Source organism: Bacillus sp. MYb56 (genome assembly GCF_002976445.1).
Taxonomy (GTDB): Bacteria; Bacillota; Bacilli; order Bacillales; family Bacillaceae_G; genus Bacillus_A; species Bacillus_A mycoides.
On the sequence record NZ_PCOH01000019.1, the window covers coordinates 50,571 to 69,730 of the forward strand.

The 19,160-nt window shown below is 37.7% G+C and carries 15 protein-coding genes; all 15 read right to left on the reverse strand.

All coding sequences use genetic code 11. From position 1 onward, the window contains the following. Positions 1-256 precede the first annotated feature (256 nt). Entirely contained in the window at positions 257-4,558 is a 4,302-nt protein-coding gene (locus CQ058_RS20605; protein ID WP_002190498.1) for a PolC-type DNA polymerase III, read from the reverse strand. A 124-nt stretch (positions 4,559-4,682) separates the two neighbouring features. Next, positions 4,683-6,383 (reverse strand): proline--tRNA ligase, encoded by a 1,701-nt coding sequence (locus tag CQ058_RS20615; RefSeq protein ID WP_002192648.1) that lies wholly within the window; start codon positions 6,381-6,383, stop codon positions 4,683-4,685. Positions 6,384-6,492: 109 nt separating this feature from the next. After that, the gene (gene rseP, locus CQ058_RS20620; protein ID WP_002088169.1) at positions 6,493-7,749 is read right to left on the reverse strand and encodes an RIP metalloprotease RseP; all 1,257 of its coding nucleotides are present in this window, start codon (positions 7,747-7,749) and stop codon (positions 6,493-6,495) included. A 17-nt stretch (positions 7,750-7,766) separates the two neighbouring features. Beyond that, entirely contained in the window at positions 7,767-8,909 is a 1,143-nt protein-coding gene (gene dxr / locus CQ058_RS20625) for a 1-deoxy-D-xylulose-5-phosphate reductoisomerase (RefSeq protein ID WP_002014547.1), read from the reverse strand. A gap of 23 nt (positions 8,910-8,932) precedes the next feature. Further along, positions 8,933-9,724: a phosphatidate cytidylyltransferase gene (cdsA, locus tag CQ058_RS20630; protein ID WP_105589952.1), complete on the reverse strand. Its 792-nt coding sequence runs from the start codon at positions 9,722-9,724 to the stop codon at positions 8,933-8,935. Between the two features lie 17 nt (positions 9,725-9,741). Then, complete coding sequence (locus tag CQ058_RS20635; RefSeq protein ID WP_002014545.1) at positions 9,742-10,518, reverse strand: undecaprenyl pyrophosphate synthase; 777 nt, start codon at positions 10,516-10,518, stop codon at positions 9,742-9,744. Between the two features lie 85 nt (positions 10,519-10,603). Then, positions 10,604-11,161 carry a ribosome recycling factor gene (gene frr / locus CQ058_RS20640; protein ID WP_000531506.1) on the reverse strand — a complete coding sequence of 186 codons (558 nt, stop codon included), beginning with the start codon at positions 11,159-11,161 and terminating at the stop codon, positions 10,604-10,606. Between the two features lie 3 nt (positions 11,162-11,164). Then, positions 11,165-11,887, reverse strand: coding sequence for a UMP kinase (gene pyrH, locus CQ058_RS20645; RefSeq protein ID WP_002014544.1), 723 nt, complete (start codon positions 11,885-11,887; stop codon positions 11,165-11,167). 66 nt (positions 11,888-11,953) lie between these two features. After that, a complete protein-coding gene (gene tsf / locus CQ058_RS20650; RefSeq protein ID WP_105589953.1) occupies positions 11,954-12,841 on the reverse strand; it encodes a translation elongation factor Ts in 888 nt (295 codons plus the stop codon). A gap of 103 nt (positions 12,842-12,944) precedes the next feature. Further along, positions 12,945-13,646, reverse strand: coding sequence for a 30S ribosomal protein S2 (gene rpsB / locus CQ058_RS20655; RefSeq protein WP_002088178.1), 702 nt, complete (start codon positions 13,644-13,646; stop codon positions 12,945-12,947). Positions 13,647-14,000: 354 nt separating this feature from the next. Then, entirely contained in the window at positions 14,001-14,780 is a 780-nt protein-coding gene (gene codY / locus CQ058_RS20660) for a GTP-sensing pleiotropic transcriptional regulator CodY (RefSeq protein WP_002014541.1), read from the reverse strand. Positions 14,781-14,857: 77 nt separating this feature from the next. Then, entirely contained in the window at positions 14,858-16,249 is a 1,392-nt protein-coding gene (gene hslU / locus CQ058_RS20665; protein WP_002014539.1) for an ATP-dependent protease ATPase subunit HslU, read from the reverse strand. A 22-nt stretch (positions 16,250-16,271) separates the two neighbouring features. After that, on the reverse strand, positions 16,272-16,814 hold the full coding sequence (gene hslV, locus CQ058_RS20670; RefSeq protein ID WP_002014538.1) for an ATP-dependent protease proteolytic subunit HslV: 543 nt from the start codon (positions 16,812-16,814) through the stop codon (positions 16,272-16,274). A 42-nt stretch (positions 16,815-16,856) separates the two neighbouring features. Beyond that, positions 16,857-17,756 (reverse strand): tyrosine recombinase XerC, encoded by a 900-nt coding sequence (gene xerC / locus CQ058_RS20675; protein ID WP_078175468.1) that lies wholly within the window; start codon positions 17,754-17,756, stop codon positions 16,857-16,859. Positions 17,757-17,827: 71 nt separating this feature from the next. After that, positions 17,828-19,132 carry an FADH(2)-oxidizing methylenetetrahydrofolate--tRNA-(uracil(54)-C(5))-methyltransferase TrmFO gene (gene trmFO / locus CQ058_RS20680; RefSeq protein WP_002014534.1) on the reverse strand — a complete coding sequence of 435 codons (1,305 nt, stop codon included), beginning with the start codon at positions 19,130-19,132 and terminating at the stop codon, positions 17,828-17,830. Between the last annotated feature and the right edge of the window lie 28 nt (positions 19,133-19,160).

Genomic DNA, 19,160 nt, shown 5'->3' on the forward strand with positions numbered 1-19,160 from the left:
CTCGTTAGCTAACAAAAGCCCCTGCCGTTAAGCAGGGAATATCTGTCTTAGTATTACCAAATTTAAGAAGTAAAACTTGTAACAAAATATGTATATACGACAGAAATATCTTTACTATCTACATAAGCAAAATGTAGATAGTAACACGAAAGAGTGGGTTTCCCCACTCTCTTTTTCGCAAAATATACATGACATGGTTATCTCGGTTTATAGTATACCATAGCAAATGTTGATTTGCAAAGATTTTTCCTACCTATTAGAACAGTGACAATTGGTTTTGATCCGGTAAATCTCCTAGACAACCTTGACCATCTAAATACTCAATAATCGTTTTAGAAACCTTACTGCGCTGCTGTAAGTCTTCTTTTGATAAGAAATCACCATTTTTACGAGCTTCAACAATACTGAAAGCTGCGTTTGTACCAAGACCGGGAACTGCATTAAATGGAGGAATTAAAGTATCCCCATCAATTATAAATTCGGTTGCATGCGAGCGGTATAAATCAACCTTTTGGAATGAATAACCACGCTCACACATTTCAAGTGTCATTTCTAGTACCGTTAATAAACTCTTCTCTTTCGGTGCTGCATCCAATCCTTTTTGTGCAATTTCATCAATTTTTACACGTATGGATGCTGAACCTTTCGCCATCGCCTCTACATCAAAGTCATCTGCACGAACTGTAAAATATGCCGCATAGAATAAAAGTGCGAAATGTACTTTAAAGTATGCAATACGTACAGCCATAAGTACGTAAGCAGCCGCATGGGCTTTAGGGAACATGTACTTAATCTTCTTACATGAATCAATATACCAACCTGGTACATTGTTATTTCTCATTTCCTCTTCCCATTCTTCTGGTACACCTTTACCTTTACGCACCGACTCCATGATTTTGAAGGCTAATGATGGATCCAAGCCTTGATAAATTAAATATACCATGATGTCATCACGACAACCGATAACTTCACTCAGTGTACACGTACCGTTATAAATTAATTCATTCGCATTACCTAACCATACATCTGTACCATGGGACAGTCCAGAAATTTGGACAAGCTCTGAAAACGTCGTTGGTTTCGTTTCTTCTAACATTTGTCTTACGAATTTCGTACCAAACTCTGGTATACCAAGTGTACCTGTTTTACAGTTAATTTGTTCTTCCGTTACCCCTAAAGACTCTGGACCAGAGAAAATTTTCATTACTTCTGGATCATCCGTTGGGATTGTTTTCGGGTCAATACCACTTAAATCTTGAAGCATACGAATAACAGTCGGATCATCGTGTCCTAATATATCAAGTTTCAATAAATTATCATGAATTGAGTGGAAGTCAAAGTGCGTTGTTCTCCACTCAGCACCTATTGAATCAGCCGGAAACTGAATTGGTGAAAAGTCAAAAATATCCATGTAATCTGGTACAACGATAATACCACCTGGATGCTGTCCGGTCGTACGCTTTACACCTGTACATCCCGCAACTAAGCGATCAATCTCTGCATTTCGAATTGTTAAGTTATGATCATTAGCATAGCCTTTCACATACCCATAAGCGGTTTTTTCCGCAACCGTACCAATTGTTCCTGCGCGGTATACATAATCTTCACCGAACAGTAATTTCGTATAGTTATGGGCGCGCGGTTGGTATTCTCCGGAGAAATTCAAATCGATATCCGGTACCTTATCCCCTTTAAATCCAAGGAACGTTTCGAAAGGAATGTCATGCCCATCTTTCACATATGGAACATTACATGTTGGGCATTCTTTATCTGGTAAATCAAAACCAGAACCTACAGAACCGTCATTAAAGAACTCTGATTGTTTACACTTTGGACATACATAGTGCGGTGGTAATGGGTTTACTTCTGTAATTTCCATCATCGTTGCAACAAACGATGAACCTACCGATCCACGCGAACCTACTAGATAACCGTCCACTAATGATTTTTTCACAAGCTTATGTGAAATTAAATAAATAACGGCGAATCCATGTCCAATAATACTTTTCAATTCTTTTTCCAAACGAGCTTCTACAATTTCCGGTAGTTCATCTCCATAGATACTTCTTGCCATTATATAGCTCATATCACGTGTTTCATCATCAGCACCTTCAATTTTCGGTGTGTATAAATCATCTTTTACTGGACGAACATCACCAATTAATGATGCGATCTTGTGTGTATTTGTCACAACAATTTCTTTTGCTTTGTCTTCACCTAAGAATGAAAAACAATCTAGCATTTCATTTGTTGTACGGAAATGTACAGGCGGTAATGAATGGCGATTTAACGGATTAGCTCCTCCCTGCGAACTGACTAAAATTTTCCGATATATCGCGTCCTCTGGATCTAAATAATGCACATTCCCAGTAGCAACAACTGGCTTATCTAACGTCTCACCTAGTTTTACTAAGTTAGAAATTATTGTTTTTAACTGTCCTTCATCTCGAACGAGTTCACGTTCCACTAAATGACGTAACACTTCTGGAGGCATAACCTCAATGTAATCGTAAAACTGTGCAATTTCTTCTACTTCTTCAGGCGCTTTTTGCATCATAGCTTCAAATACTTCACCTTTGTCACAAGCTGTTCCTACTAAAATGCCTTCGCGATATTTTTTTAATAGTGATCGTGGTACACGTGGTACACGATAAAAGTAATTCAGGTGAGAATATGAAACAAGTTTATATAAGTTTTTCAACCCAACATCTGATGTGGCAAGTAACGTCATATGACTTGGACGCCCACGTTTATACGCATCCCCTTGTCCCATACTATCGTTTAGTTTATCGTGATATTCAAATCCCTTTTCAATCACATCTTTTAACATCTTCACAAGTAAATATCCCGTTGCTTCTGTATCATAAATCGCACGGTGATGTTGCGTTAATTCAATATCAAGCTTTTTACACATCGTATTTAATCGATGATTTTTCATTTCTGGGAATAAGAACCGTGCAAGTTCTAACGTATCAATAACTGGATTTTTCGTTTTTTCTATCCCAGCCTTTTTAAAACCTACGTTAATAAAGCCCATATCGAAGCTTGCGTTATGAGCAACAAGTGTATGGTCACCCATCCATTCCTCAAACTTTTTAAACACTTCGTCCACTTCTGGTGCATCAGTTAACATATCATCTGTAATACCTGTTAATTCAATAATCGTCGCCGATAATGGTTGATGAGGATTTGCGAAAGATTCAAAGCGATCAATAATTTCTCCACCTTTTACCTTTACAGCAGCTAACTCAATGACTGTATCATATACAGCAGATAACCCTGTTGTCTCAACGTCAAAGACAACATATGTTTCTTCTGCAAGTAGACGATGTGCTTCGTTATATGCTATCGGCACACCATCATTAACTAAATTTGCTTCTACACCATATAGAACTTTAACTCCAGCCTTTTTACCAGCAGAATATGCTTCTGGGAACGACTGTGCAACAGCATGGTCTGTAACTGCAATAGCCTCATGCCCCCATTTTCCGGCTTGGGCAACGAGCTTAGAAACAGAAGTAACAGCATCCATTTGACTCATTGGAGTATGAAGATGAAGTTCTACTCTTTTTTCCCCTTCTTTTGCTTTATCTTTACGAGAAGGTCCCGTTATTTCATTTATATCATTTGCGATCATAACTAAATCACGCACGAATGTATCATTTTGAACTGAACCACGCGCTTTTACCCAAGTTCCTTTTTTCAAAGATTGTAACATCGGGATATCTTCTTTATCACGTGAGAACATCTTAATCATAATAGAGTCCGTATAGTCAGTTATCTTTAAAGTTAATAATGTACGTCCACTACGAAGTTCTTTCGTCTCTACATGGAAAACATACCCTTGAACGGTTTTTCTTCTTTCTTCATCTTGAATTTCACGCAGCGGCGTAATCTCTTCATCTGGCTTAATAAGATAACCAAGCACAACTGGTCCTTCATGAACAACATCACTTTCTTCAGCTTGCCTTTTAGCCATCTCTTCCATAGCCTGTATAACTCGTTGACGATCTTCTTCCTGTGTTTGCTCACGAAACTTTTGCATTTCTTCTGCATTTTGCTTTATATGTGTGTCTAACTGAAAACGCGGGAATCCAAAAGCTTCGTATTGATCACCTACTGGTTTCGCAACGTTTTTCTTTAAAGTAGTAGATTCCAGCTCATTATTCACATTTAATAGCAACTTCACGCCATTGACCTGCGGAAGTTGCTTCTTTAAGTACGCGAACATAGGTGAAAATGTAATTCGTTCTGTACAAAGCGGCCAATATGCCTTCACTTCTTCTTCTGTAAATTGTTTATTCTCTGCTTCTAATGCAAATGTTGTTCTTGCAATATGAGAAAATGATTGCTTAAGCTTTGTTTCTAGCAACTCATATAATTCTGTCGGCAAAATACGTGGCACTTGTAAGTCAAAATGCCAACTTTTATTCGCTTTATCAATAACTAGCTTTTCAATACCACCGCCATGTAAATATTGATTTATAAGGTCTTCTGGTATTTGCAACTGTTGGAGCAAAATTTGAAATCGCTCTTGTTGTTCATTTGTTAATGACATAAGCACTCTCCTTCCATTTGCTATTATAAATTGAAACGTACTACAAAGAAAGATTTCTTCCTTCTTCTTTTACAAAATACGTTTACAAAGAAAGAGAAGGTACCTCATTACGAGGTACCTCTTCTTATTTTAAAATATTAGCAATATATGTTTGAAGTTCTTCTACTTTCACTTCTTCAGACTCGCCTGTAGCACGTACTTTCACTTCTACAATACCTTCGTCTGCTTTTTTACCAACTGTCACGCGAACTGGAAGGCCGAATAAATCTGCATCTGCAAATTTAACACCTGCACGTTCTGCACGATCATCTAGTAATACTTCGTACCCTTGTTCTTGTAATGAGTTGTAGATATTTTCACCCATTTCACGTTGTGCATCAGATTTCATATTTACTGGAATTACATGCACATGGAACGGTGCAACAGCTTTTGGCCAAACTAAACCGTTCTCATCATTAAACTGCTCTGCGATTGCTGCCACTGTACGAGATACACCGATACCGTAACAACCCATAATAAGTGGTTTTGTTTTTCCGTTTTCATCTAAGAACGTTGCGTTCATTGCCTCACTATAACGAGTTCCTAATTTGAATACATGACCAACTTCAATTCCACGTGCGAAAAGAATTGTTCCATTTCCATCTGGAGATTGGTCTCCTTCTTGGATGAAGCGTAAATCCGTATATTGACTTACTTTAAAGTCACGTTCTGGATTTACATTTACATAATGGACCCCTTCTTCGTTCGCTCCTGAACATCCGTTGACAATTGATGCTACAGCATGGTCAGCGATAATTTCGATATCCCCTGTAACACCAATCGGTCCTAAAGAACCCACTTCACAGTTTAATAACTCTTTTATTTCTTCATGTGAAGCAAGCTCAACGACTGAAGCTCCGTATACATTCTTCACTTTTACATCATTGACTTCATGATCGCCACGAACAAGTACTACTACTAATTTCGCATCTACTTTAAACACCATAGATTTAATGCATTTTTCCGCTGCGATATTTAAGAATGCAGATACTTCTTCAATAGCTTTTTGATCTGGAGTTGCTACTTTTTCAAGTGCTTTTTCGGCTTCATCACTCTTCGTATACATAGCAACAACAGGAGCCATTTCAATATTTGCCGCATAATCAGATGTATCAGAATACGCAATTGTATCTTCACCTACATCAGATAACACCATAAATTCGTGTGTATCTTTTCCACCCATTGCTCCAGAATCAGCGATAACTGCACGGAAATTCAAACCACAACGAGCAAAGATATTAGAATACGCTTTGTATAAACCGCTATATACTTCATCCAAACTTTCTTGTGTTGCATGGAAAGAATACGCATCTTTCATTAAAAATTCTCTTCCGCGTAATAAACCGAAACGTGGTCTTTGCTCATCACGGAATTTTGTTTGAATTTGATATAATGTTAATGGTAGTTTTTTGTATGATTTAATTTCATCACGTACAAGATCTGTAATTACTTCCTCATGAGTTGCCCCTAGCGCAAACTCGCGAGCATTACGATCTTTCATACGCATTAATTCTGATCCGTAAGAATACCAACGACCTGATTCTTGCCATAATTCAGAAGCTTGCATAGCTGGCATTAATAGTTCTACTGCCCCTGCGCGCTCCATTTCTTCACGAACAATACGTTCTACTTTGTGTAACACTTTTAAACCAAATGGTAGAAAACTATAAATACCAGAAGCATTTTGACGCATAAACCCTGCGCGAAGTAATAATTGATGACTCTTAATTTCAGCGTCTGCTGGAACTTCACGTAATGTAGGACTGAATACCATACTTTGTTTCATTTATTCGCACCTCTTCATTTTACTCTTACACGCAATAAAATCCCTCACCTCGAGTTAGGTGAGGAATTTTATTCTATGAGCTCTATTTCATTATAAACTTCTTCTTATTTTACAAGAAAAACTTACGGATGTCATTCCATGTTACAACTAACATAAGCAACATTAATAATGCAAACCCAATAAAGTGAACCATTCCTTCTTTTTGACGATCAATTGGTTTTCCTCGTAATGCTTCAATTAAGAAGAAGAACAAACGTCCACCGTCTAAAGCTGGGACTGGTAATAAATTAAATAAACCAAGGTTAATACTTAAAACTGCCGCTAAACTTAGTACACGCGTAAATCCATAATCTACAACTTGATCTGTTAGATTATAAATTCCTACTGGACCTGACAACTCATTAATAGAAAATTGACCCGTTACTAATTTCACAAGAGAATCAAAAATTAGTTTCGTCCATTCGTATGTTTGTTCAAACCCTGATTTAATAGAACCCATCACTGTTTTCTCTACAGGAGAATAAACACCAATTCTACCAACTTCGTCTTTTCCTTCTTTATCAAGCGTTGGTGTTACTTTCACATTAAATTGCTCACTATCACGCTTTACATGTAACGTAATTTCTTTATTTGGGTTTTCACGTACAATCGTTACAACATCTTTCCATGTACTAGTGTTTTTCCCATTGATTGCTTGAATTGTATCGTTTTCTTTTAATCCAGCTTGTTCTGCAGCACTATTCTCCATTACTTTTCCGACCATTGGTTTGTCAACAGGAACTCCTTGTACAAATCCAAGAATCACAAAAATAACAAATGCTAGAATAAAGTTCATTGCAGGACCTGCAAAGATTGTTAGAGCACGTTGGCCCAATTTTTTAGAGCCAAATTGTCTATTGTACGGAGCGATTTGAATTTCTTCTCCCGCAGAAATGATACGAGCTTTTTCATTTACTCGGAATGTTTGCAGCTCTTCCTCGTACTCTTCATAACCCAAAATTGTAAGATTATGCTCTAAATCAGCTTGTTCGACTTCAATGACACGAACATTTGGATATTTTTCATGTCCGTCAAAAACTAATTTCACAACTTCGTCTTTTTCATTTAATACAAGTCCAACCTTTTTTCCAGGTTTTAACTCAACTGTGTCCGCATCCTCGCCAGCCATTCTTACATAGCCACCAAGGGGCAGTAATCGAATCGTATACACCGTTTCATTCTTTTCAAATGAGAATATTTTCGGACCAAAACCAATCGCAAACTCGCGGCACAAAATACCTGCTCTTTTTGCGAAATATAGATGCCCTAGCTCATGGAAAAATACGAGTGCACCGAAAATTAATATAAAGGCAATCGCTGTATTCAATTCCATAACCACCTTTGCTAAATTTGTTCCATCACAAACCGTCTTGTGGCTGCGTCAATTTCCTGAATTTCCTCTAAGCTCGGACGTGCAATGACAGTGTGATGGTGCATTGCTTTTTCAATGAGGTCTTCCACTGTTAAGAAACCAATTCTCTTTTGTAAAAAAGCTTCAACAGCTACTTCATTTGCCGCGTTCATTACAGCCGGCATACTTCCACCTGTCTTTCCAGCTTCATACGCAAAACGTAGACAACGGAAACGCTCTTGATTCATTTTCTCAAAATGCAATGTTCCCATTTCCCATAAATTTAACTGTTTCGTGTCTGAAAGAGGTAATCTATCAGGATATGTAAGCGCGTATTGAATCGGTACTCGCATATCAGGTGAGCCAAGCTGTGCCATTACACTACGATCTTCAAATTCAACCATAGAATGAATAATACTTTCTTTATGTAGAACAACATCGATTTGCTCATAAGGGATACCAAAAAGCCAGTGTGCTTCAATTACTTCTAGCCCCTTATTCATCATTGTAGCAGAATCAATTGTAATTTTCGAACCCATTGACCAGTTTGGATGACGAAGTGCATCTTCTACGGTCACTTGATGCAATTCATCTCTCGTTTTATCACGAAAACTTCCGCCTGAAGCAGTTATAATTAAGCGAGAGATTCTTTTTTCATTTTCACCATTCAAGCATTGAAAAATAGCTGAATGTTCACTGTCTACTGGAAGTAACGATACATTATGTTTTCGTGCTGCTTCCATTACAAGATGCCCTGCAGTTACTAACGTTTCTTTATTTGCAATTCCAATTGTTTTTTTCGCCTCAATTGCGCGGAGTGTCGGTAACAACCCTACGCTACCTACAACAGCATTCACTACAATTTCTGTATCTGGGTGCAGCGCTACTTCTAATAAGCCTTCGCTACCATATACTACTTTTGTATTACCAGAAACAGCTTGTAATTTTAAAACATCTTCCTCTCTTTGCACAGAGACAATTTGCGGGGAAAATTCTTGAATTACCTTTACTGCATAATCAACATTTTTCCCTACAGAAAAAGCAACGAGACGGAATTGGTCTGGGTGCGAGCGTAACACATCTAATGTTTGTGTACCGATTGATCCGCTTGCACCTAGTAAACTAATGTTTTTCATGACTCCAACCCCTCGTTCATTTATTAATTGTATTGTAATAAGAAGTATAGAATTGGTAACACAAATAACCAACTATCTGTTCGATCTAAAATACCACCATGTCCAGGTAAAATTGTACCTGAATCCTTTACACCATAATGGCGTTTAAATGCAGATTGCACTAAATCACCAATTTGTCCAAAAATAGAAATGATAATCGTCAGAACGATTAAAACTCCTACATTCGCTTCAACTGGGAAGAACATATTGTAAACAAGTGCAACAACAATTCCACAAACAATACCGCCTAATGAACCTTCAATCGTTTTATTCGGACTAATTTCTGGCCATAATTTTCTTTTTCCAAATGCTTTCCCTATGAAATATGCACCTGAATCAGTTGCCCATATGACAAATAGTGCACAGAACACATATTTGATTCCTAATATTCTCGTTTCATTTAAATATAAGAATCCCATTCCAACATATGTCGTTGCCATAAGTAAAAATGAAGCATTGTCAAAAGTAAATGTATTCTTAGAAAGGACTGTATATGATAAAAGTAATAAAACAATCACAAATGTGATTTCTAATTTACCTAACCCAATCCACGTAAACAGATCTGATGCACTACTCGGAATTAAAATAATCCACAATAATACTGCAGCTAAAACTGTTGGTACCGAAATAAGCGTAAGCTTGTTCATACGAATTAATTCATATAAACCTATAGAAGCAAGTGCATACACTAAAACTGTAAAAGGCACGCCACCGTAAATTACGATGGGAATGAATAGCGCGGCAGCAATCACTCCAGTAATAATTCTCTGTTTCACTACCAAACCCTCTCTTTCTACACGCCTCCGAATCTGCGCCCTCTATGTTGAAAGTCTGTAATCGCATTTAGCAAATGTTCCTCGGTAAAATCTGGCCAATACACATCTGTAAACCAAAATTCCGAATAAGCAATTTGCCATAACATGAAATTACTAATACGTAGCTCTCCGCTTGTACGGATTAACAACTCTGGATCAGGTAAAGAACTCGTCATTAAGTAAGAAGAAATCTTTTCTTCACTTATTTCTTCCGAACGAATTTTTCCTTCCTCACTATCTTTCATCATATGTTGCACAGCAGAAACGATTTCATCTCGACTTCCATAGTTTAACGCGAAATTAAGAATTAATCCCGTATTCTCTTTCGTATCTTCCATAGCTTTTTCCATCGCTCTGCGCGTATGCGTAGGAAGACGATCTTTTTGCCCTATTACTCGGACTTGTACGTTTTCTTCAATCAACTCTGGTAAAAATGCACCTAAAAATTCTTCTGGAAGCTTCATCAAATAATCAACTTCTTTTTTCGGTCTTTTCCAGTTCTCAGTCGAAAAAGCATAAAGAGTTAATACTTTCACATCAAGCTTACTTGCAAATTTTGTGATTTTCTTCACAACTTGCATACCTTCATGATGACCAGCAATGCGAGGCATGGCTCTTCTCTTTGCCCATCTTCCATTACCATCCATAATAATAGCAATATGTTCTGGGATATATCCTTTTTTCACTTTTTCAATGAGATGATCAAACGATGTGACCTTTTTACTTTTAAAAAAAGGAAACTTTTTAAACATCATTCATACCCTCCAACAAGCAGACGTATGCCTAAAAGTGTAAAAAGACCCCCTTAAGAAGAGGGTCATATTTGCGAAATTATCGCTATTACACTTCCATAATTTCTTTTTCTTTATTTTTTGCGATTTCGTCAACTTTTGCAATATATTTATCTGTTTCTTTTTGGATATCTTCAGTATATCCTCTTAAATCATCTTCTGTAATGTCGCCAGCTTTTTCAAGCTTCTTAAGGTCATCATTACTGTCACGACGTACGTTACGAACAGCAACTTTTGCTTCCTCAGCATATTTCTTCACAACTTTTACAAGATCGCGACGACGCTCTTCTGTTAATGCAGGGAATGCAATACGAATTACAGTTCCATCATTAGAAGGGTTTAAGCCTAAATCTGCTTTTAAAATTGCTTTTTCAATATCACCGATAGAAGTTTTATCATAAGGTTGAATTACAAGCAAACGTGCTTCTGGAACTGTAATGTTCGCTAATTGCACAACTGGTGTTGGTGCACCATAGTAATCAACTTGTACCTTATCTAATACAGACGAGCTTGCACGACCAGCGCGAACTGTTGCTAATTCACGAGAATAAGCAGCAACTGCTTTTTCCATTTTTTCATTTGAAGACTTCAATACTTGTTGTCCCATAATTTATTTCCCCCTTACAACTGTTCCAATATTTTCGCCTAAAACGGCACGTTTAATGTTACCTTTTTCCATAACCGAGAATACAATTAATGAAATATCATTATCCATACATAAAGAAGAAGCTGTAGAATCCATTACACCTAAACCTGCTTTTAATACATCTAAGTAAGTAAGTGTTTCGTATTTCGTAGCTGTTGGGTCAATAGATGGATCTGCACTATATACGCCATCCACATTATTTTTCGCCATTAAAATAACGTCCGCTTCGATTTCAGCTGCACGTAATGCTGCTGTTGTATCTGTAGAGAAGTATGGGTTACCTGTACCTGCAGCAAAGATAACAACACGTTTTTTCTCTAAGTGACGAATTGCTTTACGACGAATGTAAGGCTCTGCCACTTGACGCATCTCAATTGAAGTTTGTACGCGAGTTTGAATTCCAATATTCTCTAAGCTATCTTGAAGAGCTAATGAATTCATAACTGTTGCTAACATGCCCATGTAATCTGCTCCTGCACGATCCATGCCCATTTCACTTCCAATTTTCCCACGCCAAATGTTACCGCCACCAACAACAACAGCAACCTCTACATCAAGTTCTGCAATTTCTTTCACTTGTTCCGCAACTGACTTAATAACAGCTGGGTTAATTCCAAATCCTTGCTCGCCAGCTAAAGCTTCTCCGCTCAGCTTTAAAACGACACGATTATATTTCGGTTTACTCATAATGAACCTCCAATTGCTTACATCTTTATTTTAAAAAAGGGAACACAATGTGTTCCCTAATCTGTATTAGTTGTTACCTTTTACTTGGTTCATTACTTCTTCAGCAAAGTTGTCTTCGCGTTTTTCGATACCTTCACCAACAGCGTAGCGAACGAATCCTTTTAATGTTCCGCCTTTAGACTCAACGAATTGACGAACTTTCATGTCAGGATTCTTAACGAATGTTTGGTCAAGTAAGCAAATCTCTTCAAAGAATTTGCCAAGACGGCCTTCTACCATTTTCGCAACGATTTTTTCAGGCTTGCCTTCGTTTAAAGCTTGTTGTGTTAATACTTGACGCTCATGCTCAACTTCTTCAGCTGTTACAGCATCGCGGTCGATGTATTTAGGGTTAACTGCTGCGATGTGCATTGCTACATCTTTAGCAGCTGCTTCGTCAGTAGAACCTTCAAGAACTGTTAATACACCAATACGTCCACCCATGTGTAGGTAAGCGCCGAATGCATCAACATCAGTTTTTGATACGATTTCGAAACGACGAAGTGTAAGTTTTTCACCAATTTTAGCGATTGCTTCGTTGATGTGCTCTTCTACTGTTTTGCCGCCTTCGATTGTTTGAGCCATAGCTTCTTCAACGTTAGCAGGTTTGTTAGCTAATAAGTGAGCAGCTAATTCTTTAATTAACGCTTGGAAACCTTCGTTTTTCGCAACGAAATCAGTCTCAGAGTTTAATTCTAAGATTAAACCTTCGTTACCGTTTGTTTCGATGAAAGTTAAACCTTCAGCAGCGATGCGGTCTGCTTTTTTAGCAGCTTTCGCAATACCTTTTTCACGTAAGAAGTCAATTGCTTTCTCCATGTCGCCGTTAGTTTCTGTTAAAGCTTTTTTGCAGTCCATCATACCTGCGCCAGTTTTTTCGCGAAGTTCTTTTACCATTTGTGCAGTGATTGCCATATTTTTCATCCTCCTAAAATATGTATTTATACCTTTTATAAAGGTGTTTATACCTTAAAAAAGGTGATAAAAGGCCGAACCCCTTATCACCTTTCCAAATTTGTTACGCAGTAACAGTTTCTTCACCTTGTTTTGTTTCAAGGATCGCGTCTGCCATTTTAGATGTAAGAAGTTTTACAGCACGAATTGCATCATCGTTTGCTGGAATAACGTGATCGATTTCGTCCGGATCACAGTTTGTATCAACGATACCGATGATTGGAATGTGTAATTTGCGTGCTTCAGCAACTGCAATACGCTCTTTACGAGGGTCTACTATGAATAATGCACTTGGAAGACCTTTCATATCTTTAATACCGCCTAAGAATTTCTCAAGACGCTCTAACTCTTTTTTAAGTTGAACAACTTCTTTCTTAGGAAGTACTTCGAAAGTACCATCTTCTTGCATTCTTTCGATATCTTTAAGACGCTTGATACGCTTTTGGATTGTTTGGAAGTTTGTTAAAGTTCCACCTAACCAACGTTGGTTAACGAAGTACATACCAGCACGAGTTGCTTCTTCTTTAATAGCTTCTTGTGCTTGTTTTTTAGTACCTACGAATAAAATGTCTCCACCTTCAGCAGCGATGTCACGCATCGTTCTGTAAGCTTCCTCAACTTTTTTCACAGTTTTTTGTAAGTCGATGATGTAGATACCGTTACGCTCTGTGAAGATGTAACGCTTCATTTTTGGGTTCCAACGACGAGTTTGATGTCCGAAATGAACACCAGCTTCAAGCAATTGTTTCATAGAAATTACTGACATAATTTAGTTCCTCCTAAATGGTTTTTTTGATATCCTCCGTTTACTTCATCTCTAAGCGAAACTACGAACGTAGCACCAACACTTAAATCAGTAAACGTGTGTACTTTGTACTGACACCACTGCTTACTATATCATACTGAAATATTACAATCAAGTCGAAAATGCGAACAATGTAAAACTTTCTTTTTTTCACGCTCAAATCCTAGTATTACCAACCTTCAATTCCTTTAAGCAAGGAATTGAAGGTTAATTAATAGTTTTCTAATGAATGTTGTCATGACGCCTTACGTAAGCAAAATCATTCACTTAAAAAAACAAAAAACTCTCCTCAAGCGAGGAGAGTTTTTTTATAAATTAGTTTGTTTTTAATTTAGCAAGTTCCTGTAGAAACTTGTCGTTTAGCACTTTAATGTATGTTCCTTTCATACCTAAAGAGCGAGACTCAATAACACCAGCACTTTCTAATTTACGTAGTGCATTTACGATTACCGAACGAGTAATTCCTACGCGATCAGCAATTTTACTTGCAACAAGTAAACCTTCTGTTCCATTTAATTCTTCGAAGATATGCTCGATTGCTTCTAACTCACTGTAAGATAATGAGCTAATCGCCATTTGAACAACAGCTTTACTACGTGCTTCCTCTTCGATTTCTTCTGCTTTTTCACGTAAGATTTCCATACCTACAACAGTTGAGCTGTATTCAGCAAGAATTAAATCATCGTCTAAGAACTCTTGACCAAGACGAGCTAATACTAGTGTACCTAGACGCTCACCGCCACCAACGATTGGTACGATTGTAGTTAAACCTTGACCGAATAATTCTCTATTTTCTACTGGGAATGCTGTGTAGTCACTATCCACACCTAAATTTGAAGATGTTTCTGTAACATTGAATAAACTTTGCGTATACTCTTCTGGGAATTGACGCTCTGCAAGCATGTGCTTCATACGTTCGTTTTCGATTTGTTGGTGAATCGCATATCCTAATAATTTACCGCGACGACTTACAACGAACACGTTCGCTTCAATTACTTCACACATTGTGTCAGACATCTCTCTAAAGTTTACAGGCTTTCCTGCTGCGCTCTGTAATAACGCATTTAATTTTCTCGTTTTTGCTAATAATTCCATTTCAAAATTTCCTCCTACATGTTACTTACATATTTTTTCATCACTTGGAAACTAGGGCGAGTCACCTGATGACACTATTACAAAATAAACTGGCTCACATCTTTATTTTTAGCTATTGTCGCTAATTTTTCCTCAACATATTGAGGTGTTATCGTTATTTTCTCTAACGTAATTTCAGATGCCTCAAACGATAAATCTTCAAGGAGCTTCTCCATAACAGTATGAAGTCTTCTCGCTCCAATATTATCTGTATCCTGATTAACTTGATAAGCAATCTCAGCAATCTTACGAATAGCTTCGTCTGAAAATTCAATTTCTATACCTTCAGTCGCTAATAACGCCGTGTACTGTTTAATTAGCGCATTGTCAGGCTCGATTAATATTTTAACAAAATCATCCGCCGATAATTTTGTTAATTCTACTCGAATCGGAAATCTCCCTTGCAATTCCGGAATTAAATCCGACGGTTTAGACATATGGAACGCTCCAGCTGCAACAAATAAAATATAATCGGTTTTTACTGATCCGTATTTCGTTGCTACATTCGATCCTTCTACAATCGGTAAAATGTCACGTTGCACACCTTCACGCGATACATCTACGCTATTCGACTGCTTACCAGCAATTTTGTCAATTTCATCGATAAAAATAATCCCGAGCTGTTCAGCACGATAAACAGCCTCTTGTGTAACTTCATCCATATCAATTAAGCGCTGTGCCTCTTCATTTGTCAAGAGTTTTCTTGCTTCTTTTACAGAAAGTTTACGTTTTTTCGTTTTTTTCGGCATGATACTTCCTAGTGCATCTTGGAAATTCATTCCCATTTGCTCCATGCCAGTTCCTTGCAACATATCAAACATAGAAGACTGTTGTTCCGTCACTTCAATCGATATCACTTCATCTTCAAGAAGGCCTGCCGCAAGCTTTCTTTCCACATCTTGACGTTTCTTTTCGATTTCATCATCTTCCTGTGCATCAGATGTTTGGTTTGAATTTTGATTACCACCAAAAAGCATTTCTAATGGATTTTTAAATCCAGATTGCTTCTCCGGACTCGGCACTAAAATTTCAACAAGACGTTGATTCGCTTGCTCTTCTGCTTTATCTTGAACTTTAACTACCATTTCCTCTTTCACAATGCGAACAGACGTTTCAACAAGGTCACGGACCATCGACTCTACATCTCGACCCACATATCCAACTTCTGTAAATTTCGTCGCTTCAACCTTAATAAAAGGTGCTCCAACGAGTTTCGCCATTCGCCGTGCTACCTCTGTTTTACCAACACCTGTCGGTCCAATCATTAAAATGTTTTTAGGTGCAATTTCATCACGTAAATTTTCAACTAATTTACTGCGACGGTATCGATTTCGTAGAGCTACAGCAACCGCTTTCTTTGCATCTTTTTGACCGATGATGTATTGATCTAATTTTTCCACAATTTGACGCGGAGTAAAATGTAAATGCATATAAAATGCCTCCCTTACGATTCTACAATTCTTCAACAATTATGTTGTGGTTCGTATAAACACAAATATCGCCTGCAATTTCTAAACTGGCCTTCGCAATTTGTTTCGCTGTTAAATGTTCACTTGCATGTTGCTTTAAAGCACGACCAGCAGCAAGTGCATAATGTCCGCCTGAACCAATTGCTAAAATACCATCATCTGGTTCAATCACTTCTCCTGTACCTGAAACAAGGAGCATCGTTGTTTTATCCATGACAATGAGCATTGCTTCTAGCTGACGTAGCATTTTATCACCACGCCATTGTTTCGCCATCTCAACTGCAGCGCGCTGCAAGTTGCCATTATACTCTTCTAATTTTCCTTCAAACATTTCAAAAAGAGTAAATGCATCAGCAACTGATCCTGCAAAACCAGCTAAAACTTTCCCTTGGAAAAGTTTGCGAACTTTGCGAGCTGTATGTTTCATTACAACAGCATTTCCCATCGTTACCTGACCATCTCCAGCCATTGCACATTCTCCATTATGATGAACTGCAAATATCGTTGTAGCGTGGAAATTTCCCATAGAAAAAACTCCTTTATATGTTTTTATAGCCTTAAAAGCAATTTATGCCCGCGGGTGATGCTTCATGTACACAGAACGCAATCTTTCTTTAGAGACATGCGTATAAATTTGTGTGGTTGACAAATTCTCATGACCTAATAGCTCCTGCACAGTACGTAAATCCGCTCCTTCATCCAACATATGTGTAGCAAATGTATGCCTTAACATATGGGGACTTATCCGCATTGTAAGTGAAGCTTTCTTAATGAGTTCGTTCAAAACATAACGTACACCCTGATCTGTTAACGGCTTACCTTTCGCATTTAAAAATACCATATGAGATTGTTCTTCAGTCTTTTGAGCTAACTGTTTTCTCCCGTTCTCTATATAAGTAATTAAAGCATCTTGTGCATAGCTTCCGAACGGAATATATCTTTGTTTTTTCCCTTTTCCCATCACTAAAATTGTTCCCACTGCAAAGTCAATGTCGGTAAGTTGCAAATTAACGCATTCGCTTACACGAATCCCAGTTGCATACATCAACTCTAATAAAGCTTGATTCCTTTGACCTAATGGTGCCCCTGTATCAGAAACTTCAAACAATTCCTCTAACTCTTCAGCATATAAAAACTTTGGGATTGACAATTCTTTCTTGGGAAGTGACGCAAGTGCAAACGGATTATCTTTTTGATAACCTTCACGCATCAAAAAACGATATAAACTTCGTAAGCTTGATACTTTCCTTGCGACAGATTTACGGGCTAACTTCTGATCGTGCAACGTCGTCAAGTATAAACGAACATCCGCGTATGTAACATCTAAAAAAGAGGATATGCCTTCTCGCTCCATAAATTGCACAAAATGTTCTAAATCATTTTGATAACTTGCAATTGTATATTTTGAATAATTTCTTTCAATTTGTAAATAACCAACGAATAATTGTAACAATTTCTTCACATTCACATCCATATAATTCACCTCAATAAAGGCTACTAAATCGTATCACAACTTAGTAGCCTTTGCAAGAAATTTAATTAAATATTTACAAAATTTTGAATTGTTTCCAAAGCGCGTGTAGCATATGCTTCATTTCGCTCTTGTTTCTTTTTAATTTTCTTCTCTAACGGTGTAAATAAACCGAAGTTTGCATTCATTGGCTGGAAGTTTTTCGCATTTGTCGCAGTAATATAATTTGCCATACTTCCCATTGCAGTTACAGGTGGTAATACAACTGGCTCTTCACCTTTTACAAGTCGAGCAGCGTTAATACCCGCTAATAATCCTGATGCTGCTGATTCAACATAACCCTCTACACCAGTCATTTGACCAGCGAAGAATAAATCATCACGTTGTTTATATTGATATGTTGGACGAAGTAAATTAGGCGAATTAATAAACGTATTACGATGCATTACACCATAACGTACAATCTCTGCGTTTTCTAGTCCTGGAATTAGCTGTAACACTTCTTTTTGTGGCCCCCACTTTAAATGTGTTTGGAAGCCTACAATATTATATAATGTTCCTGCTGCATCATCTTGACGTAACTGAACAACCGCATACGGTGTTTTCCCTGTTTTCGGATCTTCTAACCCAACAGGCTTCATCGGTCCAAATACTAACGTCTGTCTTCCTCTACTTGCCATAACTTCTACTGGCATACAACCTTCAAAGAAAATTTCTTTTTCAAATTCTTTTAAAGGCACTGTCTCAGCAGCAATTAAAGCCTCATAAAAACGATCAAACTCTTCTTCTGTCATTGGACAGTTTAAATATGCCGCTTCACCTTTATCATAACGGGATTTTAAATATACTTTATTCATGTCAATGCTGTCTTTCTCAACGATTGGCGCTGCAGCATCATAGAAATAAAAATAATCTTCACCTGTTAGTTTTTTTAATTGTGCAGAAAGATCCGGAGACGTAAGTGGACCTGTCGCGATAACAGTTGGTCCCTCTGGAATTTCAGTGATTTCCTCATTCATTACAGTTACGTTCGGATGATTTTTCACATATTCAGTCACTTTCGCCGCGAATTCATGACGGTCTACAGCTAAAGCACCTCCTGCTGGTACAGAGCACTCATCAGCTGCACGAATAATGACAGAATCCATTAGACGCATTTCTTCTTTAATAACACCAACAGCATTTGTCAATGTGTTTGCGCGAAGTGAGTTACTACATACTAATTCAGCAAATTTATCTGTATGATGAGCTGGTGTTTGCCTTACTGGTCTCATTTCATATAATTTTACTTGGACACCACGCTTTGCAATTTGGTAAGCTGCTTCGCTTCCTGCAAGACCTGCGCCAATGACGTTTACTACTTGTGTTGTCATATATATCACCTTTCCTTTTCTTCCCGAA